Source organism: Porphyromonas crevioricanis, assembly GCF_900476255.1.
In the GTDB taxonomy this organism is placed as follows: Bacteria; Bacteroidota; Bacteroidia; order Bacteroidales; family Porphyromonadaceae; genus Porphyromonas; species Porphyromonas crevioricanis.
Map to the genome: position 1 here is coordinate 1,307,769 of NZ_LS483447.1, position 24,755 is coordinate 1,332,523.

The window sequence follows — 24,755 nt, forward strand, 5'->3', positions numbered from 1 at the left end:
TATGAATGCTATATACCCTCCGTTTAGCGATAAGATCTGGCTGGATGTTCGTTCTCCCGAGGAGTACGAAAAGGGGCATATTCCCGGAGCTAAAAACTTGCCACTCTTTAGTAATGAGGAGCGAGCAGAGGTCGGGACGGTCTATGTGCAGCAAGGTCGAGAGGAGGCTATTAGCTTAGGGTTGAAATTAATCGCCCCCAAACTCTCCCTCTTTGACTCTCAAGTATTAGAGCTTTCCGGAGGGAAACGAACACAGCCATTGATGCTCTACTGTGCCAGAGGAGGGATGCGAAGTGCTTCCCTGTCTTGGCTTTTGCAGCTCTATGGTTATGATGTGGCTGTATATTCTGGTGGATATAGAGCTTTTAGGCAGCAGCTTCCTTCTCTGCTGGATAAAGCCGAACGTATTGTTCTATTGCATGGAGCTACCGGAGTCGGGAAGACTCTTTTGTTGCAAGCTCTTGCCGAAAGACAAGTACAAGTCATAGATTTGGAAGGACTTGCCCGGCACAAAGGATCAGCCTTCGGTTATTTGCCAAATACCTCCCAGCCCTCTAACGAGATGATGGCCAATTTTATCTTGCTGCAACTATTGCAGATGGATCTTTCTCGGCCGATTTTTTTGGAGAGTGAGAGCAAGAAGGTCGGATCTGTAGATATCCCGGATGCTTTGTTTGAAAGAATGAAACGAGCTGACTATATCACAATAGAAGCACCCATAGAGAAACGAATAGAACGTATTGTGGCAGACTACGCAACTTTGCCTTCTGAGATGTTGGTCAGTGCTTTTGAAAAAATATCCAGACGTCTCGGTTCCGTACAAACCGATGCTGCAATTTGTGCGGTGCGAGAGAAAGATTATCCCAAGGCCATTTCTATTGCTTTGCATTACTACGACAAAGCTTATCAATCCTCCTCTGGTAAATTGTTCAGCGGAAAAGAGCTGGCACGCCTCTATTTTGATCATGAGAAGAACATCTTTGAACTGCTCCAACAGCTGGAGCGAATTGTATCCTCAAAATAAACTGCATTGTAATCTATCTTCGCACGATCTCTCTTGTCAAGAGATTCTCTCTTGGTGGTTCCCCCTCCTTCTTTATTTTTTGCATTGTTCCTTGTACCAATTTTCGGCCAAAGCCGAAGCTCGGGTTCGGTCTATTTTGCCATTGGATAACAACGGTACTTCGGAGCGAATAATCAATTTGGGAATGTAGTATGGATTGATTGGCCGAAGCCACTCATCCAATAATTGAGGATCCCAGTCGGATGGGGAGAGTAGGGCTACACATTGCCCCAGAGAAAGGTGGGGAGCCGGACAGATACAAAAAGCATGAGAGCTATGTTGTGATAAGAGGTCTTCAATCGCTTCTATTTGTAGCTTCACTCCTCCGCTATTGATTGTATTGTCTACTCGCCCTTTGATGCAAAAGCCCTTGTCCGGGAATTGCTCTATCAAATCATTGCTATGTATTGTTTGTCCCCATGGTAAGTCTATTATGGCTCTGCAATCGGAGTCTTGCCTTACGTGATAGCCGGGCAGGGTGTAAAAACGTTCTGAAGCATCTACTCCCGAAAGTTTGCGAATAGCAACATGAGAGAGAGTTTCGGTCATGCCATAGGATAGGTAGATTTTATTTGGTGCTGTCTGGAGCCGAGCTAATAGATTTTCTGGTACGGGTGCTCCTCCGAGAAGTACCTGTTTGCATTGGAGTAGCCTTTCCCAATCTTCGCTTGAGCGAGCGATGTGGCTGAGTTGGTGGGGTGTCAGTGAGACAAAGTCAATGCCTTCGCTTGGTGGTAAATCACAAAAAGGATTTGTCTGAGGGCGGGTGCACAAAAGCCGGGCTTTTGCAACGATGCTGCGCAACACAAGCATACGAGCTGCGATGGTATGCATGGGCAAACAGAGCCAGACTGTATCCTGTGGTTGAATATTAAAGTAGCGTACGGAGATGGCTGCACTTTGCAGCATATTCCTCTTGTCGATATGTATGAGAGAAGGGGAGCCGGTGCTGCCACTGGTATAGGTTGGTAAGTCCTGGCTTGGAGAAAACCATAGCGACAGAAAGTCTTCCAAGTCTTGCTCTATAGAGGTCATATGGGGATATTCCTTTTTTTGATCAGACATAGGATGAATTCTTTTCGTCTCTCCGAAGGTAGCAAAAACGGTCAGAAGTCAATTGTTCTTGGCATAGAGGTTTGCTCTCTTTTTCCTTGCTAAAGGAACCCTCTGTGCAATACGGTGGTTGATGTATTGTTCGTCGAGACTTGGAGCATATTCCCTATGCTTTTGTCATTACTGTACTCTGTGAGTCTCATCCTCCAAGACTGCCAAAACAGCCTTGCGGAGAACTTGTGCAATGCTCTATAAGGGTCTGAAAACTTTTGAGGTAGGAGACCCTATAGACCGTATATAAAAAAACTCTTCCACTGCATAAGTGAAAGAGTTAAAGTCTAACAGAGCGGAAAACGGGATTCGAACCCGCGACCCCAACCTTGGCAAGGTTGTGCTCTACCAACTGAGCTATTTCCGCCTGGATTTTCTTGGGGACTCCGGTCTTGAGTACCCGGAGCGGGACTTGAACCCGCACAGCCAAAAGATGGCCAAAGGAGTTTAAGTCCTTCGTGTCTACCATTCCACCATCCGGGCATCCTCTTGTCGAAGGTCTGATCGTATCACGAGAGAGCGGAAGACGGGGCTCAAACCCGCGACCCTCAGCTTGGAAGGCTGATGCTCTATCAACTGAGCTACTTCCGCAAAGACCGTAGTACCGCCGTACTACCAAAGTCTGTATTTGCACTGTAGGAAAGTGAGTGGGCAGTGATGGATTCGAACCACCGAAGGCGTAAGCCAGCTGAGTTACAGTCAGCCCCATTTGGCCACTCTGGTAACTGCCCTTTTCCCTAAAGGCGATGCAAAGATATTACTATTTCTCGTAATAGCAATAGGGAGCACACATTTTTAGTGCAGTAATAGCAGCTTCAGCTCCCTTATTTCCCAATTTTCCTCCGGCTCTCTCCTCGGCTTGCTCCATTGTATTGGTGGTCAATACCCCGAAGATGACAGGGATTGGGCGACAAATTTGTTTGTCTGTCAAGCTGTTGAGAGAAGAAAGGCCTTGAGTTACCCCCTGGCAGATATAGTCAAAGTGTGGCGTATCGCCCCGCACTACACAGCCTATGGCAATAACGGCATCGGCAGAACCTTCTCTCACGATTTTTGCACAGCCATATGTCAGCTCGAAAGTCCCCGGGACTTGTGTGACGGATATTTCTTTCACTCCTTGTTCTTGCAGGGTTTCTACAGCTCCGTCCAAGAGAGCTTTTGTTATCCTGCTATTCCATTCGGCCACCACAATCGCTATCTTGCGCAGGTGGGCGTCCTGTATGGGGCTTTGTAGGAGTTCGTCGCTTTGTATATGAGCCAGTGTTGCCATTTTTATTTTTTCAGCGATTCTACCCGTATGATGTCAGCAGCTACAGTATTGGCTTCCGGTGCCATGTAGTATTTTTCCTTGATTGTCTGATAGGTCTTGAGCGCATTGTCGTAATCTTTCAAACTTTCGTATACACGGCCGGCTTTGAGTAGGCAGAGAGGAGAGATAGCTTCGTTTGAGGCATCTTTGGCTGCTTTTTCAAAGCTTTTAATCGCTTCTTGTGGCTTATCTAATTGTACATAGCAGTCCCCTTTGAGCCGTTCGATAGAGGGAGAAACTATTTTTTCAGAAGCAGAGAACTTTTTCAGCTCTTGCAAGGCTTCTTCGTATTTGCCCATGTCGTAGTAGATAATTCCTATGTAAGCATGGCTTAGATTTCCCGAAGGAGTGGATGAATACTTTTTGGCAATTTCGAGCAAACCTAAGTTGTTGGTCGATCCATTCAGGGCCAAAGAATCTCTTTCTTCCATGAATGCACTTTCTGCCATGTAAAGCTCTGTCGCAGCTTTCTCTGCCTTAGGCTTTTTTACGAATTGCAGATAGGCAAATACACCAGCCACAATGGCAATCAGAGCCAATACCACAACGAGGATCTTAGAAATGTTTTTTTCTACATAACGCTCGGATTTCGATGCGATCTCCTCGATCACTTTGTCGTTTGGAAGTTCTTTTTTAGACATAGCTATGTTTAATTCTTAAGATGTTTTCTTGCTTTTGAGAAACGAAGCAAAGATAGTACAATTGCAGCAATAACAATAACTATTTCAGGCCTGAAAGGAACATTGATAAAGTGAGCAACAGGCATACTAAGTTGCATGGCCAAAGCCGGAGAAGATGGGGAACAATCTTCGAGGTAGTGCTCTTGAAATAGAGTCCTGTTTCTTCCCGTCAAATCTGGCATGATTTGTAAACTTTTGCTCGGGGTAAAATCCGGAAAATAGGGGGAAAAGGGCTTGCCGTAGGCGGACAAATCCAATCCTCTTTATCGGCTTTTTAATGCCTCCTCAGAATGCCTATGAATAGGGCGTTCTGAGAGGGTCGAATTTCTCTCCTGAGAGAAATTTTGCTAACACAGGAGAAAAAGTTTGCTCTCACGGGAGAGAATTTTTGCTCTCTCCCGTGTCAGCAAAAAATGTCTCCTGTCACCTCTCAAAAAGGAGTAGAAAAACACCGCCTCAGACCCCCTTATCTGAACAGAAAAGGAAGTATGTAGAGGAAACATAAAAATGCAGAAATAAACGAAAGTGTGTATTCTGGGGCGAGGAAATATATTTCAGAGAGTTTCCTCAGAATGTTTAGGGAATACTGTTTGTTCTATTGCGTGCAATGTGTTTGGTGTCGGGCAAGCATCGATAGATTTATGCCCATTCTCTCTCTCTCTCTCTCTTCAGAAGTTTCTCTTTCAGGTTTGTGGGGAAAATAGTGTGTCGATTTGCGGTAGTGCCTATTCAAAGTTGAATGTAAGTGTGACCATCCGAGTCACAGCCTTTCCTATCGTCTGTGTATAGATCAGATCGGGAGACTCGGCCAAGTCGGGTCGATCAGGTTGCAGTACATTGACGAACCCCCAGGCGAAGGTTAATTCTGGACATAATTTGAAGAAAGGCATATAGAAGTCGCAGCCGATGCCTATTTTTAGCCCGAAATCCAAGGGTTTCATCTTGAGATAGGCACCCTCTTTTTGTCCCAACTCCAATGCAGCATAGCCTCCTCCGATGACATATGGGCGCATGTTGTTTAGTCTGCGAGAGCTGTATTTAAGCATCAGAGGAGCTGACAGATAGTTCGACCTTTGGGAGAATCGTTTGATCTCCGTTTGCCCATCACTGTAGGCAAAACTTCGATCTCCGAAATGTAGAGCCGGTAAAAAACGCAAGTCAAGATCTGGAAGAAGATTAAGGTTGGCTATTACTCCTACGATGAAGCCGGGCGAATAGGAACTAATATCTGCAAATAAGCTCCGTCCCTGCTCATCCACAAATCCAGCGTTACTGATCTTGAGGTCTTGGAAGTCCGAACCAATGAAAAAGCCCAAATGGTACAGCTTCATATCTGCATATGGTCTGTTCTTGGGAACTTCCCGTTGTGCCAAAGCGTTACTCGTCTGTCCTACAGACAAGCTAAGCAGGGTTAGTAGCAATCCTAATATATGTAGCTTGGTAGACTTCATCTTTGATCAATAAAACACCGAAAGTAGCCCAATTATTGTCCTCGCTCCCAATTCGGGGTAATGAACGGGCAGTGTCGGGCTATGAGGCGGTCAGTCTCAGCACGGAAATCTTCTCCAGATATTCGCTGCAGGTAATCAGTTGTTTGCCGGAAAATCTCTGTGATGTTAGTTGCTATTGTATCTAATGTTTCTTGTGTTTTGTTTCCTGAACGAACCGATTGGAAATCTTTTTGGCGTGCCGATATATCTCCATCTATCCCGAATCCAACTTGCATGGATGAGGCAAACTCTTTTTGTGCATCCTCATAGATATAGCCCGACAGTTGAGCCAAGGAGCGTAGTCCGGACCTCAGTATATTGCAAATAAGAGGAGCACGGAGGTTGGGCTGATCAATTCCTTTGAAAAGTTTGAGAGCTGTGGAGTACCATGCCCATTCAAATGAATTGTAGGAATGATGCAGTCTTTGGATATATAGATTGATTTCTTGTAAAGTTGAGCACTTATCCGACAAAACAAAAGAGATCAATTCCTCTACTGCTGTCTGAGGTAGCAGCAAGCCGCAGAGGTCGCACCACTCATTGCCGGATTGAGGTGATGGTAATTCGATTGAAATTTGCCTGTCCGGATGCTCTATGCCCTGCAAGTACTTTAACAGTACACGGAGAAGGTAATAGTCGGAAATGAGTGTGTAGAGTTTTATCCCCCTTTGTTTTGCTTTTTCGGAAACGGATAATTGGTTGGAAAGTCTCTCTGTTTTAGTTTCCCTAAGCTTGGTAAGCCCTTTGGCAACTTTCCCCATGGTGTAGGGGCTTAATACCTGATAAGAGATAAAGTCTTGCAGTTCACCCTTGCGTTTGTCTCTAAGAGACCACTTTTGAGCATCACGAAGCAGACCTATGCTTCCGAGCATATAGCCGGGTTTGAGGTCTGTATGGTCATCTTGTCCTATCAAATAAGAAAAAGGGAAGTCTGCGCTGTCGAGTCCGGAGCCATGTCGCCCCTTTATCAGGCTGAATGCTCCGATGCGGGAGGGCCATAGGAGGTAAGAGTCGCTTGCCAGTTTCCCTCCTCGTTCTACAATACCATGGTGTATAGGTCCAAGCCGGTAGTAATGATTGCTTTGATTGCTGCCACTACCACTGTTGCTAAAAGAGAAATAGCCACCGATCAATAGGTTAGCCTTGTGCATGGATATCGAATGCGGACCGAGAAAGGCTGCGCAACTCTCTCCATTGTGCATGACTGAATTGGCAAAAAAGAGAGAGTTCTCAGCACTGAAGTGAGCTGAAATATGGCAGGCCTGCCCCACAAAACAGTGAACAATATGCGCTCCATCGTCTACGCAGGCTCCGTCTGCTATGACGGTCTTTTTTATTGTTGTGCCCGATCCTATCTTGGTCGGACTTTCTGAAGAGCTGACAATACTGCAATCTTCGATAAGGGTGCAGCCTTCCAATTCGGCCGAATTTCCTATAAGTACATTCTTTATTTGTGAACAGCTGAGCAACCGGCATCCATTCCCGATTTGCCCTAAGGAGCTTTGCTTCTGTTCGGCTCTTTTCTTTGAGAGTTGTCGGAGCTTTTTCTGCAACTTGGGTCGGTCTCGGTACATAGCCATCAGATAAGCTGTTTGTGCCGAGAGTAGGTCTGTAAGCAAGATTTCTCGACCTCCGCTCTCATTAAGTACTGCTATCTCTTCTCCCTGAGCAAAGGAGCTTTCTTCGTTTGTCTCTAATAGAGAGCAGTCTGAGATGAGACAGCTTTCTCCGATTTGGTAGTTAGAAATATGTCTTCCTATGTTTGCGATGCGACAATTGTCTCCTATGTGGCAGTTGTATAGCGAACAGCGATAAACCCCGGCAGGAAGCCGAAGTCCGGAAGGGAGGATGACGTGGCCCTTATTGGCCCCAAGTGAACATTCTCCTGCGAAATACACATCATACACATGATCTGTCTGGAAGTCCTCGCTCGTGATTTTAATCAAAGACCAATCTTCTGCAAAGCAGCCATTGGTCTTTAGCTGGGCTATCTCATCATTTGATAGTTGTCTGTAAGGAGTTGTTTTCATCGCATGACGTTTTAGGCGTTATCCAAAACAAAGCGTATTGCCGACAGGGTCTCCTGCACTTCCTTTTGTCGATTGTCCTCCAAGATGGCAATTTGGGCCTGGATGTATTTTCTGTTTTCGGGAGATATTGTGGCCATGCGCTCTAAACATAGAAGGGCTGCCTTAGGTCTATAATGTTCTGAACTGGCTGTTTCTGATATGCAGTTTATGCAGATGTCGGAGAGACAGTTCAATTCGATTTCATTAGGCGTGTATTGACCCCTCAAAATAGCTCTGGAGAGAGTGTTTAGAGCAATTGATTGCACTGCCAAACCGGAGCATAGCCATTGCATAGCCCAAGCCGGAGCTTTGGGGCAGCGATCGAAGAGAAGGGCAATTAGTTCGTCGGCAAGCTCAGCTTTTCCTTCACAATCTACTGCAAGGCGAAGAGCTTCATTGGAGCTAAGTTCTTCGGCTGGCCATAGTCTCAAAGCAAGGAGTTTTAACTCCCTTACGGAGCGTGACCATAGGTATGTTGCCAAGTTTACAGATGGTTGCTCCGAACGAGCGAGTTGAGATAGATGATCGCGTGTAATGCCGAAGTTGATTTTATACTCCAAACCGTGTTTGCGCATATGAGAAGCCACTTCCCCATCCATACGAGTGCGCAGAGCTTGGCGTATTCTGCGGGCTGCCTCTTCAGTTTGTGTGTCGGGAGCGATAGCCTCAATATCTTGGAGCTGTTGAGAGTATAGGCTGCCTTGTCCGTTATAGGTGCGGCTATAGCGGAGCATTTGTTCGTCGAAAGTTTCGGTGTAATCGGGGTATATATCCGTTATATTGCCGTCCGTGTCCTTTCGGCAGTATAACCGAGGGTTGACAAAGCCTTTATACGGAGGATTATTAAGCTGAGAGTATAAATTCAAGATGTCTTGGTGCAATTTTTGAGGTACTTCGATGCCATAGGTCTTGACAAGATCTTTTGCAGCAAGGGCGTCTCCGCAGCTTTTGATACGTTGTATCTCCTTCAGCAAACTACCGAAAGCCTCCCGGATGGGTTCGTATTTATGTATGATTAGATTTGTTCCCTCTTGCTCCAGAACTTCTTTTGGTAAAGTATCGATCACCCAGCGAGAGATCAAAGCCCGATTCCTCATGTGAGCTTCCTCTATGCGTTGTCCAGACCGGATACGTACCAACTGTTTGATTAACCCATTATGCAGATATCTGTAGTATTCTGCTTTGTAGGCTTCTTGATTTGGCAGTAACCCTAATTCAAGCATTTTGGGATCAGCAATAAAGTACAAAGCAAAAAGATCAGCTCTGGCCTCCTCTATGGTCGAATGCCACTGGCCTAAGGCATCGGCCGATACTCCGGGGGCAAGTTGTCCTGACCCATGTCCAAGGCATTCGTGCAGGTCTGTATGAAGTCGGGAGGTTTGTGATTCGTATCTCTCCAGCATTTGACGTACTTCTTCGTTGGGAATAAAAAGCTCATCCTCTTTTCTATGCGAAGAGGCGTTGTCGTAGGCTGCATGTATATTTTCGATACGAATACTTTTTGAGCCGTATTTGGTTCGTATGGCATCGGCATTCGGTAGGTTGATCCCTATAGGAGGGGCTGGATAGGAGTCTCCTCCCAGCATTGCCACATGTACAACCGTGGCGGAGATACCGCAAGGGTTGGGTTTGCGATATGCCTCATCAATAGGGGCTCGTTGCTCAAACCAATCTGCATGTTGAGAGAGCAGACGGGTCTGCTCTGAGGCTTTATGGTCTATGATCTCTACCAAGCCTTCCCAACTGCCTTTTAGTCCGAGTGGATCTTGGTAGGTCTCTATGAAGCCGTTTATGAAATCGATGTCTGAATCTGTATCTTGAGTCCATGCAATGCAGTAGCGATCAAAGATGCGAAGATCTCCTTCGACATAGAAGTCGATCAGTAATTGTATTATCTCTTGTCTTTGTGGTGAGGTTTCTTCCTGTTTGGCTTTCTTGAGATTCGCTATGATTTTCTGTATGTAGCTTGCATACGGGCCTTCCTTGCTTGTTCTGCGTTTTTCTACCAATTCTCCCGTTTCTTTCCTGTCGAGGAATGTATTGAGACCGATAGAATGAGGAGCTCCCGGTTGGGATGACAGATCTTTGTAGAAAGCCTCGACCTCGGAGCTGCTAATACCCTCTGCATAGAAGTGTACAGATGAAGATTGTATCGGATCTTGCTCTCCACTCTGTACAGTGCGACGAGCTACTACATCGGGAGAGTAGAGCAATTGGCATATCATGTCGAGAGAAACTTTTTCTCCTTCTCTGGGAGATGGTAGCAAGTCGAGGTACCCCTCTTTTGCACAGCTCTCAAATAGTTGTCTGAAATAAGTTTCATCGAAAGACGGCTTGAGTTTGTCTTCTCCATAATGGTGGTGCAGACCATTGGAAAACCAAACACGACGTAGGTAACAGACAAAATCTTTGAAAGAAGAGGTCTGTCTATCTCCTTTGTAGTGCATATAGATCCGTTCCAACACAGTCCTTACGAGCAGGTTGTAGCGACAATTCTGGTCTGTATAGATATCCCTCCCGGCAAGAGTCGCTTCTGAGAGGTAGTAAACGAGTTTTTTGAGATTGATAGGAAGCCCGTCAAAATAGCTTGGTAGGGTATATCTCAGGACTTCTACGTCTGCAAATTTGCAGACTTGCTGCCCTGATATTAGCTCGCTCTTGTCTTCCTGATGTTCTGATATATGCTCTGTTGAAATCATAGCTTTTCGAGTTCGGAGGATGCTCTCTCCCAGTTTATCATTGTCTCGGCAAGATCTTTTTTTGTTTTCTCGTACTCTTTGTAGAAAATTTCGTCATACTGAATTTCCGGAGTAGACATCTTTCTCTCCATGTCAGCGATAGTATTTTCCAGCTGGTCTATTAGATCTTCGGCTTCAGTTATTTCTTTTTCTATTTGTTTTCGTCGAGCACGTATTTGTTTTTGATTTTGGTAGTCTTGTGCAGATGCTCCAACTTCTTCGGTCTTTTCTGGAGTGGATATTTGTGTATCATGTTGTATAGCGATAGAATCTGAGAAAGAGGAATGCTCCAGATAATCCCTCATTCCACCTAAATACTCTTTGACTCGTCCATCCTTAAACTCATATACCTTGCTTACCAAACCATCGAGGAAAAATCTATCATGAGAGACGAGTATCACAGTTCCTTCAAATTTGTTGATCGCCTCTTTCAGGACTTCTTTGGAACGAATATCCAAATGATTCGTGGGTTCGTCGAGAATCAACAGGTTGGCAGGGTGAAGAAGTAGTTTGATGATGGCTAATCTCGCTCTTTCTCCCCCACTTAGCATCCCAACTTTCTTTTCGGATTCTTCTCCTCCGAACATGAAAGCACCTAATAAGTCGTTGATTTTGGTCCTAATCTCTCCTGTTGCTTCTCTGTCTATAGTGTCGAAAACGGTAAGTCTAGGATTGAGTTCTTGTGCCTCATTTTGCGCAAAATAATTTAGCTCTACATTATGTCCGATCGTTAGTTTTCCCGTATAGTCAGTGTATTGCCCCATAATGCAGCGTATCATTGTGGTTTTTCCTTCCCCATTTCGTCCGACAAAGGCTACTTTCTCTCCTCGCTCTATTGTGAAAGTAGCATGGTCGAAGACTTGATGTGCTCCGAAGGCTTTACCCATATCTTCCACTATTACGGGGTAGGCTCCGGAGGGTTGAGCAGGACGAAAACTGAAATTCATGCTGCGATTGTCAGTCTCCTCTATGGTGATACGCTCTATCTTATCCAGTTGTTTAATTCGGCTTTGTACTTGTACCGCTTTAGTCGCTTTGTAGCGGAATCGTTCAATGAAGTCCTCTGTCTCTCGGATCTTTTTCTGTTGATTTTCAAAGGCCCGCCGTTGTTGCTCTATTCGTTCTTGTCTGAGAGAAAGATAATTGCTGTAGTTCGTTTTGTAGTCATACAGTTTACCCAGCTCAAGTTCTATTGTACGAGAGGTCGTGTTGTCTACAAAGCTACGATCGTGAGATACGAGTATAAGAGCTCGCTTTGAGTTTGCGATGAATTTTTCCAGCCAGCGGATGGATTCTATATCTAAATGGTTGGTCGGTTCATCAAGCAATAGTAGGTCAGGACATTTTAGCAAGATGCGTGCTAACTCTATACGCATACGCCAGCCTCCACTAAAAGAGGAAGTAGGTCTATCAAAATCTGATCTCTTGAATCCTAACCCTATGAGCGTTCGTTCTATTTGGGCATGATAGTTCCCTCCTTGTCTGGATAATTCGAGAGCTTCGGATTTATTTGAGAAGCGTTGTAGTAGATCTTGATACTCTTCGGATTCGTAATCAGTCTGCTCTTGTATCTGTTTAGTCAGGGCTTCTACTTCCTGCTCTAAGACGGCTATGTGCTCAAAAGCACGCTCTACTTCCTGATAGACTGTACGTGTATCATCAAGTTGCATGACTTGTGGCAAGTAGCCTATTTCGTAATCTCCGGGTATCGATATAGTTCCAGCTGTAGGCTCTTCTTTTCCTGCAATTAGTTTTAGCAGAGTGCTTTTGCCAGCTCCGTTTCGCCCCACAAGGGCTATATGTTCGGAAGCTGATATCGAAAAGTTAACATCATCGAACAAAAGTCTTTTGCCAAAATCTACGGTTAGCTTGTTTACGGTGAGCATTTATTTGTTGAATCGCTTGATGATACTGTATACTTCGTATAACCCAAGTTCCCCGGCTTTACTCAAGTCGGCTATCCCTTCGGAGGCTTTACCTACAGATAGCAAGAGCAACCCTCGATTGTAGTATGCGTCAGCAAATTTCGGGTAGATCTCTATTGCCGAAGTGTAGTCAGATATGGCTGAAGCACTATCTCCCTGCTCAGCTAAAATCCAAGCTCTATTGTAGTAGGCGATAGCAGAATGAGGTGATAGTAATATCACTCTGTCAAGGTCGGAAACAGCCTGTTGAAGTTGCCCCCTTATGAGAGATGGCTTTTTTAAGCTTGGCTGGGGCGTATTTGAGGAGAGGATACTACTGCTTTCAGATTTTAGTGGAGATTGTTCTTCTCCGATGTGATTGTCGCGGTCTGCCAAGGCTAATCTGGATCGGGCTATTGACCGGCCCAAATAGGCAATGGCAAAAGAGGAGTCTTGAGCAAGGATCACATCGAAGAGAGTGATTGCTTGCTCATGATTTTGCATCTGCAAATAGGCTAACCCTTGCCTTATCCGAGAAGAGACGAGCGTGTGTCCAGATGTTGTTTTGATTTCCTGCTCCAGAAATTCTATTTGTCCTGTATTAATAGGAGTATTGGTATTGCATACAATCAGCCTGAGAGGGAGTGAGCTTGTAGCATTAAGTTGTTCAACAGTATTATCGAAGTAGGAGACGGGCAAGTTTTCTTTGTTTATCCCACAATAATAAGTGAGAGTAAACAGTTCCCTGGTATTGATGTTTACATCTTTGTTTTGGATGCGTCCCCTCAGTTTGCTTGCATATTCGCTGGAAGCTTTGGATCTATCCGAAGACATCACAAGAAGGTTGAACTTTTCTATATTCCTGTCTCGTTCGTCTCGACTTTCTTCCTTGTTGTCACTCTGCTTTTTCTTAAGTGTCGGTAGATTTGGGTTTCTTTTGATCTCTCTCTGTTGTTTCTCTTCCAGCTTGATTGCTGTTAGGTAGTCTCGTTCGGCATCTTTCATTTTACCCAATCCTCTCTTGGCCTCCGATCGTGCCAAGTAACAAATGGAGAAGTCGGGGTAGGCAGTCAATACTTTGTCGAAGTCTTTGATTGCTTCGTTGTAACGGCTATTGCGACTAAGGATCAATCCTCTATTGTATAAGGCGAAATGGTTATCCGGTTCTTGACGGATTACCACATCAAAGTCGGATAAGGCCTTACTATAGCTCCCCACATAGGTTTTCAGAAGGGCTCGATTGTACCGTGCCAAATGATGTTCTGGATCTTCTTCTATCACATGGTCATAATCGGCCATTGCTCCTCGAATATCATTGTTTTGATAGCGCATGATCCCTCTGTTGACATAGCTGTTCAATTCCTCGGGAGCGATTGCTATTGCTTGATCCAGATCTGTAATTGCTTCTTGTAATTTTTCGTTTTGGTAGTATATCTTGGATCGGCTGAGATAGGCTGGGGCAAAGAGGGAGTCGTCTTTGATGATAGCTCCGATCAGGTCTAATGCTGTAATGCTGTCTTGGAGTCCCCAACGAGCTTCGGCAAGCATGAGTTTCCCGGCTTGAGATTGAGGATGATATTGTAGAAGATCTCGTGCAGCAGTGTCTGCAGCTCCGTATTGCTCTCGGTAGAGGAGTAGGTTTGTTAGATTCAGGCCTAACCCTTCATTATTTGGAGCCAGTTGCAGTCCTTTGCGGTAGTCTGCTTCGGCTTTTTCATACTGTTGGGTGTTTTGTCGGGCAATGCCTCGTACCAAATAGGCCCCCGGTATAAATCGATTTTGCCTCAGGGCAGAGTCGGCATCACCGAGAGCTCCACTGTAATCTTCCAAACTGAGCTTGGCAATGGAGCGATAGAAATAAGGTTCTGCTAGCCAAGGACGAGTCCCTATTACCTGATTGAAGTAACCGATAGCCACCACATAATCGTTGTAATACAGAGCATTTCTGCCAATACGCATCACCCGGTCGGCATCTATTTGCGCCAATAGGGTTGCAGGTATAAGTAGTAAAATGCATAATGAAAATAGGACAGATCTTATGTAGAGGCTTCTTTGCATGGATTATGATTTTCTGGTCATTTCACCTACCAACCGGAATGCTACGGTAGGTTGTACGAACCTGTCCTTTGAGAATCTTATTGAGCTTACTCTTGATCATTTGCTTGCGCAGCGAGTTGATGTGATCGATAAAAAGCTTGCCCTCCAAATGGTCGTACTCATGCTGTACAACTCGTGCTGCAAATCCGCTGAGCGTTTCTTCGTGAGAGTTGAAATTCTCGTCCATATAGCTTATTTGTATGGAGTAAGGGCGAGATACCTTTTCATTGATGCCAGGTAGGCTCAAACAACCTTCGTTTTCTGTACAAGTCTCTTCTCCCATTTCTTGGATATGGGCATTGATCATACATCGTTTGAACCCCTTACACTCAGGACATTCTTCTGCCAATACATCAGCGTCTATTACTAATAGTCGGATAGATTTTCCGATTTGAGGAGCAGCCAAACCAATGCCATCGGATTCGTACATAGTCTCCCACATTCGGGCTATCAAGGAGGATAGGTCGGGGTAGTCGGGGGAAATATCTTCAGCTACTTTTCGCAGTACAGGTTGGCCATATAGGTAGATAGGTAGATTCATGCTATTGTCATTTTTATTTTGGTCTATGTTCTTGTTAGAAAGAAGAGCGATAATCCTTCCGTTCTAAGTAGGATTGTAGTATGATCACTGCGCTTACTTCATCAACCAATCCCTTATTCCTCCTTTTCATTTTGGGAATCCCGGCTTCGATGATAGACCGCTGTGCCAAGACGGAAGTGAATCGTTCGTCTTCGTATTCCACAGGTATATCTGGATATTTCTTTTTGAGTTTTTCCACAAAGGGACGAATCTTCGCCATGGACTCAGATTCTTGCCCGTTCATTTGTCGTGGGTAACCGACAAGAATGAGGTCTATTGGCTCTTTGGCAATGTAGTCGGATAGAAATTTCTCAAGCGTATATGTTGCCACCGTGCATAATCCTCCTGGGATCATGCCGAGCACGTCCGTCACAGCAATGCCACAACGCTTCAATCCATAATCAATGGCTAATATTCTTCCCATTGCCGGCAAAGTTAATGGATTAGTATGGGATGAATAAAACCAGTTCGGGGCATCTAAAGTTCCGTGAGAGCAAATAACAAGGGGAAAAGCTCTTTTCTTTTTTGCTAAGCCCAATTGAGTCTCATTTTTTCATCATGGGGAAACATAGAGAGGGTTATGTATCCACATGCCAACAAGAATTTAAGAGGGTAGACAATTCAGAAAGGAGTATGCGAGTTCTCTCGTTTCTTTATCTGTGTCAATTAGATCTTCTAGACATGGGGTGGTGATGTAAGAAATCTTTGTCATGCAATACTCCAACAAAGAGGACATCCTGGTAAAGCTCAAATCTTCCTTGAGAAAAGCCTCCACTGCTACTTCATTGGCCGCATTTAGGATACAGGGTATATTCCCTCCCTGACGAATGGCTCGATAGGCCAACTCCAAGTTTGGAAATCTTTTGGTATCGGGGGGAAAAAAGGACAAATTTTTTCCGAAGAAATCAACCCGAGGATAGCTGTTTGGTATTCTGCGAGTGAGCCCCAAAGCGTAGCTAATGGGCAGACGCATGTCTGGAATACCAAGTTGGGCCTTTATACTTCCATCTGCAAACTCTACCATAGAGTGGACGATACTTTCCGGGTGTACCAATACTTCTATTCTATCTACGGGGCATCCGAAGAGCCAATGGGCTTCAATCATTTCAAACCCTTTGTTCATAAGAGAGGCTGAATCTATTGTCACCTTGGCCCCCATTTGCCAGTTGGGATGTTTTAAGGCATCAGCCGGACAGATTGAGTTGAAAGTATCTCCTGGTCTGTGCAGGAATGGCCCACCTGAGGCTGTGAGTAAAATCTTTGCTATCGGATTGAATTCTCCCACCAAACATTGGAAAATAGCCGAGTGCTCCGAGTCTACCGGGATAATGGATGCGTTCCCTGTGTGTACTTTTTCCATCACAAGCCTTCCTGCAACAACCAGCGTCTCTTTGTTGGCAAGTGCAATTGTTTTTCCGGCATCGGCAGCTGCAAGGGTGGGGAGTAGACCTGCATAACCGACCATGGCTGTGAGTACGATGTCTACTGCTTCTAATGTTGCAGCATCAGCAATGGCATCGGCTCCACTCCAGACTTTGATAGGGAGGTGTGCCAAAGCTTCTTTAACCTTGATGTAGTGGGTCTCATTAGCCACAACAACTACCTCCGGCTCAAATTCGATAGCTTGTTTGATTAGTAAATCTGCATTATTACGCCCGGTAATCACATACGCCGATAGGAGATCCGGATTATCTCTTATTATGTCGAGAGCTTGGGTACCGATAGATCCTGTAGATCCTAGTATTGCAACATTTCTTTTTTTCATAGATCCAAGATGCCGGATGGGATATTCAGTTCGATAGTTTTCTTGGAGTGATCTATCTCGATAATGAGCTCCTTAGCTGCCGGGACAAGTACTTTTTTGTCTTTGGAGGATGATAGACACAGTTCAAACAAAGGGTTGATGGTAGATTCATCTACCGATACTATTTCTCCTACCTCATTCTTTTTTTTGTCAATAATATGGTATCCAAGGAGTCGGTTTGGGTTGTTCAGTTCAGCTTCGTCTTCGATGTACTTTGACTGTATATAAAGTTTACATCCAGATATACGGAGAGCTTCGTCGGAGTTGTTTACTTCTGCGAAACGGAGTAACGCCAAGTCTCTTTTAGATCGATAACTTAATACCCGAAAAGGGATTGGAAGAGCATCCAATTCTATGAATAGGAAAAATCTCTCGCTCTCGTCTTCAAGCAGAGCGGACGGGTCTATATCCAACTCACATGCGATTTCTCCAGAAAGGGCGTGCGGCTTGAGTGTTCGACCGACTGGCAATAGATCTGACTGATTTATTGGATCAAGAAAGGCGAGAGATGTGTGCTCCAAGTGCATTGAGTCTATGTTCTATATTTTGGTATCCTCGGTCTATTTGATCAATGTTGTGTATGATGCTGGTACCTTCCGCACTCATAGCAGCTATCAATAGGGCTATACCGGCTCTTATATCTGGGGATGTCATTTGTGCAGCCCTGAGACTATAGCGTTTGCCCAGCCCTATAATTGTGGCTCGATGTGGGTCACAAAGAATAATTTGTGCCCCCATGTCGATCAATTTGTCTACGAAGAAGAGACGGCTCTCAAACATCTTTTGGTGTATCAACACAGAACCTCTTGCCTGAGTGGCAACAACCAGAAACACGCTGAGTAAGTCTGGAGAGAGTCCTGGCCATGGAGCGTCGGCAATAGTCATGATGGAACCATCCATAAAGGTTTCTATCTCATATATCTCCTGCTCCGGTACAAGGAGGTCATCCCCCTGCTCTTGTACCTGAATTCCGAGCCGTCTGAACGAGGGAACAATAATTCCCAAGTCTGGCAGACTTACATCCTTGATCGTGATGCTGGAACCGGTCATTGCAGCCATACCAACGAAACTGCCAACTTCAATCATGTCTGGCAAGATACGGTGCTCAGCGACGTGAAGTGAATCAACGCCTGTAATAGTAAGCAAATTGGATCCGATGCCTTCTATTTTCGCACCCATAGACACAAGGAGTTTGCAAAGCTGTTGCAGATAAGGCTCGCAGGCTGCATTATATACTGTGGTAACCCCTTCAGCCAGTGTGGCTGCCATGACGATATTGGCTGTGCCGGTTACAGAGGCTTCATCCAGCAGCATATAGGTGCCACGGAGTTTTCCAGAAACCTTTAACTCATAGCTTTGCTTTGGCTTGATATACTCACAGTCAGCTCCCAAGGCCATGATACCTGTGATATGGGTGTCCAGACGTCTACGCCCGATTTTGTCTCCTCCTGGCTTGGGGAATATGGCATAGCCAAAACGAGCAATCATTGGACCGACGAGTAAGACAGAACCCCTCAGCTTGCGACTTTTGAGTAGAAAGGATTCGTCTTTTATGAAATCCCAATTGATGTCTGAAGCACAAAAAGAATAGCTACTGCTATTTAGCCGATCCACTTTTACGCCCATCAGACGCAATAGGTCTATTAGATTATTGACATCCAGAATGTCCGGTACATTGTGTATTGTTACCTTTTCACTGGTCAGAAGGGTAGCCGAAATGATTTGCAGTGCCTCATTTTTTGCCCCTTGAGGAACAATCTCTCCTTTCAATTTGTATCCACCTTCAATAACGAATGAGCCCATAGTAAATAAAAGATTCGTTGTTCTACTTAATTGTTGGCAAGTCTGCTTTTCTCTCACGATTGTGAAAGAGAGGACCGATCCGGTCTCTTGTCACTTCTTTTTCTTTTTCTTGTTGCCCTGTTTTGTGGTATTGTCTTGCTGATGTATTTCCGGCTTCGACAAGATGTGCCTATCCTCCGAGAGTTCTATTTCTCCGTCTGAAAATTCGTATAGATCCTTGAATATTCTAAAGTCGGTTACTTCCGGTTTATTCCAATTGGCATAGGAGCGTTTCATCTGATTTGCGATCATTAGAGATAGGGCTTCCCGCTCCTCTCCCGGTTTCATCTCAGATGCTTTCTTGATGAGCTCTTGCACGATGTGACCATAGTGTCGATAGATGATGTCATTGTCGGGGTAGGGGACTTTTGTCGGCTGCTTCTCCAGCTGATCTTTGCGAATAACCTCGCAAGGATAGTCTATATCGAGCTTGAAGTCGGCCATGATAGCAAGATGATCCCAATAGACATTCTCATTATTGCCATTGTTTACCTTAAATTCTGGAAACATACCGGACATGATCCGAACGATGGATCGTGCACAAAAGTTTCGCTCAACTCGGTCTGGTATTGAGAGACAATGGTTCACCATGTTTTGTATGTTTCGTCCATACTCTGGCAGAGCCAATGCCGGTTGTTTGCTGTATTTCATCATAGTGTGATTCTTTTTCTTTTTGGTTTCTACGGATAATTAGTACCCGGGCCTTTTGAGTAGCCTAAATGTATTGACTTTGTAGGCCTCCACTCCAGGTTGATCGAATGGATTAACCTTCAGCATGAGACCTCCGATAGCCACCACAAACTCGAAGAAGTAAAGGAGTTGTCCCATGCAGTAGGCGTTTAGCTCCGGTACACTGACTTCAAGTATTGGCACCTCTCCCTCGGTATGGGCCATCTGGCTGCCAATGAGGGCCTGTCGGTTGATTTCATTGGGGCTATATCCTGCAATGTAATTGAGTTGATCGGTGTCCTCTGCGTAGAGAGGAAGAGTGAGGTTGTTTCTACATTTATCTACAGTGACATAGGTTTCAAATATACTTCGCTCCCCTTGCTGTATCCACTGTCCCATAGAATGGAGATCGGTAGTGAGCGTAATGGCAGCAGGAAAAAGACCTCGTTGCTGCTTCCCTTCGCTTTCGGCAAAGAGCTGCTTCCACCACTCAGAGAAGAAATGCAGTTTTGGAGTGGAGGTTGCCAAAATTTCGATTTTTTTCCCACTCATGTAAAGTGCATATCGGGCCGCCGCAAAGCGCATGGCCGGATTTTTGTCAAAAGCCACGGACAGACATTGCTCTCTCATCCTTTTTGCACCATTGAGCAACTGGCGTATGTCTATCCTTGATATAGCCATGGGTAACAATCCCACAGCTGTTAAGACGGAAAAGCGACCTCCCACATTGTCCGGGATGTCTAATGCTGTGAGTTTTTTTTGATTAGCCAGAGTGCGTAAAGCTCCTGAGAAAGGGCTGGTTATGACTACTGTAAGCCGATCGGCTTCTTTCTCTCCGACCTTTCCTATCAAGAGGTCTCGCAAGAAACGAAAGGCAATAGCCGGCTCTGTGGTTGTGCCACTCTTTGATATATGTATGATGCCAAAACTTCTATCTTGGAGCAGCATCATGAGTTCATATAGATAGTCCTGACAGATATTCTGCCCGGCAAAGAGGACTTGCGGATGCTTATGTGTTGTTCGATAGCTTTCAAAGCTATGCCCGAGGGCCTGTATTACGGCCCTCCCTCCCAAATAACTCCCACCAATACCGATGCATATCACAAAATCGCAGCCTGAGAAAGTAGAGGCTGCTCGTTCTATCCGAAGGAAGTCTTCTTCCTGCATACTGATGGGAGTATCTACCCAGCCTAATACATGATTTTTGTCTTCCTTCTTTCGTTCCAGTAAAGTCTTGCCGGACTGCACAGCCAATCTTTCTATCTCAGCATCATACAGAGCTTGGATGGATTGTAGGTTTATGTACAGGTCACTCATAGTGCCGATTTGCCTTTTTATTTGAAATGCCGAGTAAGTGCTGTAATAGCCTCATTCGGGACTCGTTTTTCATACAGAATTTCGTATACAGTATCCATGATAGGCATATTTACACGGAAACGTTTGTTTACCTCACGTACACACTTGGCCCCATAGTATCCCTCTGCGATCATCTCCATTTCCATCTGAGCTGCTTTCACGCTGTAGCCCTTCCCTATCATGTTGCCAAAAGTACGATTTCTGCTGTATTGCGAGTAGGCTGTTACCAACAAGTCGCCCAGATACACAGAATCCGTAATATCCCTATCGACCAAGTGCACTGTATTGACAAAGCGATTCATCTCACTGATTGCATTCGACATGAGTACGGACTGGAAGTTATCTCCATACTGTAAGCCATTGCAAATTCCTGCAGCTATGGCATAGACATTTTTCAGAACAGAGGCGTACTCTATCCCCACCACATCATTACTCACAGCACAGAAAGTAAAGTCCGTGCGTAGAGCTTGTGCAAAAAGCTCAGCCTTGGCCTTGTCGAAGCAACCCACAGTGAGGTAGGATAGCCTGTTTTTTGCCACTTCCTCTGCATGACACGGGCCGGCAACAGCTCCTATCATATGTCGAGGAATTTCCATTTCATGTTCCAGATAATCCGATATGAGGACATTTTCATCCGGAACAATTCCTTTAATCGCATTGATGATAAGTTTGTCTTTGAGGCTGGATGAGCGAAGTCGTTTGAGATAGGTCTTTATGAAAGGAGAGGGCGTTACCAATACGACAGTGTCAGAAGCTCGGAAAAAGGCATTCAGATCCGAGTCGCTAAAGAAACATATTCGTTTTTTATCGAAGTGTACGGATGTGAGGTAGTCGGGGTTATGACCGGTCTGTTGAAAGGCTTTGATTTTTTCCGACCGACGCACAAACCAATTGATTCGGGTTTGGGTCCCTAATATAATCTTAGCCAAAGCCGTAGCCCAACTGCCACTGCCTAGTATCCCTATGACGCCTAAGCTGTCCATTCGAATATAGTTGATGTACAGAAAGTAAAAAGGATAGTTCTCCTGGCATACCACACTCTAATCGTCTCTGTGGCAATACTATCCTTTTACACTGCTTATTTTTCTACAGAACTCCAAGAGCTTACGTCTTCTAAGTGAAGTGCCGGCAAGCCTAATTTGTACTTCTTGTTCAGGTCAGTAAGGAGTTGGAGTATCTTTCCCGGGCGTTCTTTCTTCACAGCGTCTACAGTCAAATAGCCAGCCTTGTATAGCACTGGTACCCATTCATCGGCAATACCAGCAGCTGCGAAGGTTTCCCGACTGTCTCGCTGAACCCTCTTTTCAGGCCTCATTTGTGGAAAGAACAGCACCTCTTGTATACTCTCTTGTCCGGTGAGCAACATTACCAAACGATCCATTCCAATACCCATACCACTAGTAGGAGGCATACCATACTCCAACGCACGCAGGAAGTCATGGTCGATATACATTGCCTCATCGTCTCCTTTTTGAGACAGTTTCAATTGCTCTTCAAAACGTTCCCGTTGATCTATAGGGTCGTTTAGCTCACTGTAGGCATTGGCTATTTCTTTGCCGTTCACTATAAGCTCGAAGCGTTCGGTGAGGTCTGGGTTGGATCGGTGTTGCTTGGTTAGCGGAGACATCTCTTTGGGGTAGTCGATGATGAATGTCGGCTGTATGTACTGACTTTCGCATTTTTCCCCAAAGATTTCATCTATCAGCTTTCCTTTACCCATAGCTTCCGAAACCTCTATGTCCAAATCTTTGCACGTCTTGCGTAGTGTATCCTCGTCCATACCGGTGATGTCCACTCCGGTGTATTCTTTTATGGCATCTGTCATTGTGATGCGCTTGTATGGAGCCTTGAAGTCAATGACTTTTTCTCCAACCTTGACCACTGTCGTGCCCAAGACTTCAAGGCATATCCGCTCAAGCATTTGCTCTACGAATGACATCATCCAATTGTAGTCCTTATAGGCTACGTATATCTCCATACACGTAAACTCTGGATTATGAGTCCTGTCCATCCCCTCATTGCGGAAATTGCGACTAAACTCGTAAACACCATCAAAGCCCCCTACAATGAGCCTTTTCAGGTACAGCTCGTTGGCGATACGCAAGTAGAGGGGAATATCCAAGGCATTGTGATGTGTGATAAAAGGTCTGGCAGAGGCCCCTCCGGGTATCGGCTGTAGTACGGGGGTATCCACTTCCAGATATCCATGCTCATTGAAGAAAGAGCGCATTGCATTGAATATCTTGGTGCGTTTGATGAAAATATCTTTCACTCCCTCGTTTACGATCAAATCTACATACCTCTGACGGTAACGCATCTCAGGGTCACTGAAACTATCGTAAGTAACTCCATCCTTCACTTTTACCACGGGTAGTGGCTTGAGACTTTTTGAGAGGAATGTAATCTCTTGAGCATGGATTGATATTTCTCCCATACGGGTGCGAAAAACAAAGCCCTCTACTCCTATGATGTCACCAATGTCCATGCTTTTCTTTACAACCACATTGTAAAAAGTTTTGTCATCTTCTGGACAAAGGTCATCACGAGTGGCATAGATTTGAATCCGCCCTTGTTTGTCTTGCAACTCAATAAACGAAGCCTTACCCATGATGCGACGACTCATCACCCGTCCCGCCACACGAACCTGGCGAGGAATTTCTTCCGTGTCATCGAATGTTGCTTTTATGTTGGCCGAGTCGTCATTTATCACATATTCGGCTGCCGGATAAGGCTCTATCCCTATTGAGCGAAGTTCTTCCAAACTATTACGTCTGATAATCTCCTGCTCATTGAGTTCTAATATATCCATTTTTGTTGCAAGTACTTGTTGTATTCGTAGCGAAGGTAGCTATAAAAACTGAAAGGAACTAAAATAATCTTGACTCCAAATATGCTATCTCTCGGATGTGAGGATGAGAGAGGTCGGGAGGGGTGATAAGGATCCAAGGCTATGGTTTCGAATATGTTCTGACTATGCGTTTTGACAAGTCCTCAATACCGAACAATAAGCATCACTAAACTATCGGGGATTGTGCCAAATGTTCGTTCTATAACAACGAGAGTTCGACATGAGAAAACGATGAATAAAACTACCTCACCAACTGTATTAACTACCTAATATTGCTGGTGTTATGATTGAAAAGATAGTGAATTAATTGTTTCTTAATACTTGACGGTCAGTAAAATGTGAATAGATAAAATGTTGCTTTATCTTTATAGAGACAAATGTAGTTGTTGTTGACCTATAGACCACAATTTTGTCACCAACCTGATCTCGGGACTTATCGCTTACAACATCCTGCCTAAAAAGCCTGAACTCAATATTGAAATCATCAGAAATCCAACTTCCCTATTTACGCTTAGTTAGATAGAACAATGTTAAAGCCAATGTTCCGAAGCTGTGGAAACCAACATGGTAGATCAGCGGAGTGCGAATATCACACGCCAATTTTACGGCTTTGAGGTGAGTAATTTAGTTTCCCCTTGCTCATCGTATCGGGAAATACCTTGTAATCTCCCTTGCTCTTCTCCTTTGTGTAAAGTGAGATTATCAACTCCACTATTCGGATATAACGAGGTATCAGACTCTCCACATCCGTTTTTTGTCTTGCCTTGCGGATATACCGCTTCTCCTTACTGTTCGTTTCGACTTGCGAAGCTCGCAAACTTTGTAAGTCGGAAAATGCAAACCCGTAAGGACAGATGAGATAAACATTCTTCGACTTACTTCCATCCCTTTCGGCCTGCAATGGGAATGTCAAGAGCTTTGTCACATCGCCTTTGCTTAAGAAAAGAGATTTGCGCTCACGGCTTCATACTTCGCCTCTTCAAACAGATTGAAGCGTATTGCTCCCTGACACTGACGGCTAGCTACATTAGTCGACTCAACCAATACAAATGCCCATTTATCGTTGCAGCGGTGTGTAATCCTCCTTCTTAAAAAGGAAATGGTAATCATCAAAGAAATCTATCGTAAGAGCCGTTAGGGGAATATCATCCTCACCACTCCTTCGCACAAAGGAGTTAAGCTGTTTGTCGGAATTTCGGTTG

19 protein-coding genes, 4 tRNA genes and 2 pseudogenes are annotated in these 24,755 nt (G+C 44.8%); 2 read left to right on the forward strand and 23 right to left on the reverse strand.

From position 1 onward, the window contains the following. Position 1: 1 nt before the first annotated feature. Entirely contained in the window at positions 2-1,024 is a 1,023-nt protein-coding gene (mnmH, locus tag DQN70_RS05715) for a tRNA 2-selenouridine(34) synthase MnmH (RefSeq protein ID WP_023939403.1), read from the forward strand. 72 nt (positions 1,025-1,096) lie between these two features. Here the strand turns inward: mnmH and DQN70_RS05720 are convergent, their stop codons facing one another. The 22 genes and pseudogenes from DQN70_RS05720 to lysS form a co-directional block, all read right to left on the reverse strand. Then, complete coding sequence (locus DQN70_RS05720; RefSeq protein WP_042225628.1) at positions 1,097-2,128, reverse strand: AMP-binding protein; 1,032 nt, start codon at positions 2,126-2,128, stop codon at positions 1,097-1,099. Between the two features lie 333 nt (positions 2,129-2,461). After that, positions 2,462-2,534 (reverse strand) — tRNA-Gly (locus DQN70_RS05725). 30 nt (positions 2,535-2,564) lie between these two features. Further along, positions 2,565-2,650 (reverse strand) — tRNA-Leu (locus DQN70_RS05730). Between the two features lie 35 nt (positions 2,651-2,685). Then, positions 2,686-2,758, reverse strand: a tRNA-Gly gene (locus DQN70_RS05735). A gap of 57 nt (positions 2,759-2,815) precedes the next feature. Next, positions 2,816-2,898: transfer RNA gene (locus tag DQN70_RS05740), tRNA-Tyr, on the reverse strand. Positions 2,899-2,927: 29 nt separating this feature from the next. Then, the gene (gene ribH / locus DQN70_RS05745) at positions 2,928-3,437 is read right to left on the reverse strand and encodes a 6,7-dimethyl-8-ribityllumazine synthase (protein ID WP_023938843.1); all 510 of its coding nucleotides are present in this window, start codon (positions 3,435-3,437) and stop codon (positions 2,928-2,930) included. A gap of 2 nt (positions 3,438-3,439) precedes the next feature. After that, positions 3,440-4,117, reverse strand: a complete 678-nt coding sequence (locus tag DQN70_RS05750; protein WP_023938845.1) for a tetratricopeptide repeat protein — start codon at positions 4,115-4,117, stop codon at positions 3,440-3,442. Between the two features lie 764 nt (positions 4,118-4,881). Continuing rightward, positions 4,882-5,607 carry a type IX secretion/gliding motility protein PorT/SprT gene (porT, locus tag DQN70_RS05760; protein WP_023938855.1) on the reverse strand — a complete coding sequence of 242 codons (726 nt, stop codon included), beginning with the start codon at positions 5,605-5,607 and terminating at the stop codon, positions 4,882-4,884. Between the two features lie 32 nt (positions 5,608-5,639). After that, positions 5,640-7,676: a DUF4954 family protein gene (locus DQN70_RS05765; protein ID WP_023938857.1), complete on the reverse strand. Its 2,037-nt coding sequence runs from the start codon at positions 7,674-7,676 to the stop codon at positions 5,640-5,642. A gap of 11 nt (positions 7,677-7,687) precedes the next feature. Then, entirely contained in the window at positions 7,688-10,414 is a 2,727-nt protein-coding gene (locus tag DQN70_RS05770) for a dipeptidyl-peptidase 3 family protein (protein ID WP_023939398.1), read from the reverse strand. Continuing rightward, a complete protein-coding gene (locus tag DQN70_RS05775) occupies positions 10,411-11,829 on the reverse strand; it encodes an ATP-binding cassette domain-containing protein (protein WP_439708945.1) in 1,419 nt (472 codons plus the stop codon). Before DQN70_RS05775 ends, DQN70_RS05770 begins: the two co-directional genes overlap by 4 nt. Next, positions 11,821-12,249 (reverse strand): annotated as a pseudogene (locus DQN70_RS09735) (ATP-binding cassette domain-containing protein); the annotation flags it as partial. The gene DQN70_RS05775 and the pseudogene DQN70_RS09735, both read right to left, overlap by 9 nt. Before the next feature lie 90 nt (positions 12,250-12,339). Continuing rightward, on the reverse strand, positions 12,340-14,343 hold the full coding sequence (locus DQN70_RS05780) for a tetratricopeptide repeat protein (protein ID WP_023939397.1): 2,004 nt from the start codon (positions 14,341-14,343) through the stop codon (positions 12,340-12,342). A gap of 94 nt (positions 14,344-14,437) precedes the next feature. Continuing rightward, the gene (gene def / locus DQN70_RS05785; protein WP_023938864.1) at positions 14,438-14,995 is read right to left on the reverse strand and encodes a peptide deformylase; all 558 of its coding nucleotides are present in this window, start codon (positions 14,993-14,995) and stop codon (positions 14,438-14,440) included. A gap of 34 nt (positions 14,996-15,029) precedes the next feature. Continuing rightward, entirely contained in the window at positions 15,030-15,458 is a 429-nt protein-coding gene (ruvX, locus tag DQN70_RS05790; RefSeq protein ID WP_023938866.1) for a Holliday junction resolvase RuvX, read from the reverse strand. A gap of 180 nt (positions 15,459-15,638) precedes the next feature. Continuing rightward, positions 15,639-16,799 carry a 1-deoxy-D-xylulose-5-phosphate reductoisomerase gene (dxr, locus tag DQN70_RS05795; RefSeq protein ID WP_023938868.1) on the reverse strand — a complete coding sequence of 387 codons (1,161 nt, stop codon included), beginning with the start codon at positions 16,797-16,799 and terminating at the stop codon, positions 15,639-15,641. Then, entirely contained in the window at positions 16,796-17,365 is a 570-nt protein-coding gene (gene rimM, locus DQN70_RS05800; RefSeq protein WP_036887583.1) for a ribosome maturation factor RimM, read from the reverse strand. The genes dxr and rimM overlap by 4 nt, the downstream gene beginning before the upstream one ends. Continuing rightward, entirely contained in the window at positions 17,331-18,641 is a 1,311-nt protein-coding gene (gene murA, locus DQN70_RS05805; RefSeq protein ID WP_023938870.1) for a UDP-N-acetylglucosamine 1-carboxyvinyltransferase, read from the reverse strand. Before murA ends, rimM begins: the two co-directional genes overlap by 35 nt. Before the next feature lie 90 nt (positions 18,642-18,731). Continuing rightward, complete coding sequence (locus DQN70_RS05810) at positions 18,732-19,334, reverse strand: DUF4290 domain-containing protein (RefSeq protein ID WP_023938871.1); 603 nt, start codon at positions 19,332-19,334, stop codon at positions 18,732-18,734. 36 nt (positions 19,335-19,370) lie between these two features. Beyond that, positions 19,371-20,666, reverse strand: a complete 1,296-nt coding sequence (locus tag DQN70_RS05815; RefSeq protein WP_023938872.1) for a glucose-6-phosphate isomerase — start codon at positions 20,664-20,666, stop codon at positions 19,371-19,373. A gap of 17 nt (positions 20,667-20,683) precedes the next feature. After that, positions 20,684-21,688, reverse strand: coding sequence for an NAD(P)H-dependent glycerol-3-phosphate dehydrogenase (locus DQN70_RS05820; RefSeq protein WP_023938873.1), 1,005 nt, complete (start codon positions 21,686-21,688; stop codon positions 20,684-20,686). Positions 21,689-21,783: 95 nt separating this feature from the next. After that, a complete protein-coding gene (lysS, locus tag DQN70_RS05825; RefSeq protein ID WP_023938874.1) occupies positions 21,784-23,514 on the reverse strand; it encodes a lysine--tRNA ligase in 1,731 nt (576 codons plus the stop codon). A 441-nt stretch (positions 23,515-23,955) separates the two neighbouring features. On the opposite strand from lysS, the pseudogene DQN70_RS09710 reads away from it, so the two are divergent. Further along, positions 23,956-24,068 (forward strand): annotated as a pseudogene (locus tag DQN70_RS09710) (IS982 family transposase); the annotation flags it as partial. Positions 24,069-24,142: 74 nt separating this feature from the next. Here the strand turns inward: DQN70_RS09710 and DQN70_RS09605 are convergent. Next, complete coding sequence (locus tag DQN70_RS09605) at positions 24,143-24,478, reverse strand: site-specific integrase (protein ID WP_023939395.1); 336 nt, start codon at positions 24,476-24,478, stop codon at positions 24,143-24,145. Between the last annotated feature and the right edge of the window lie 277 nt (positions 24,479-24,755).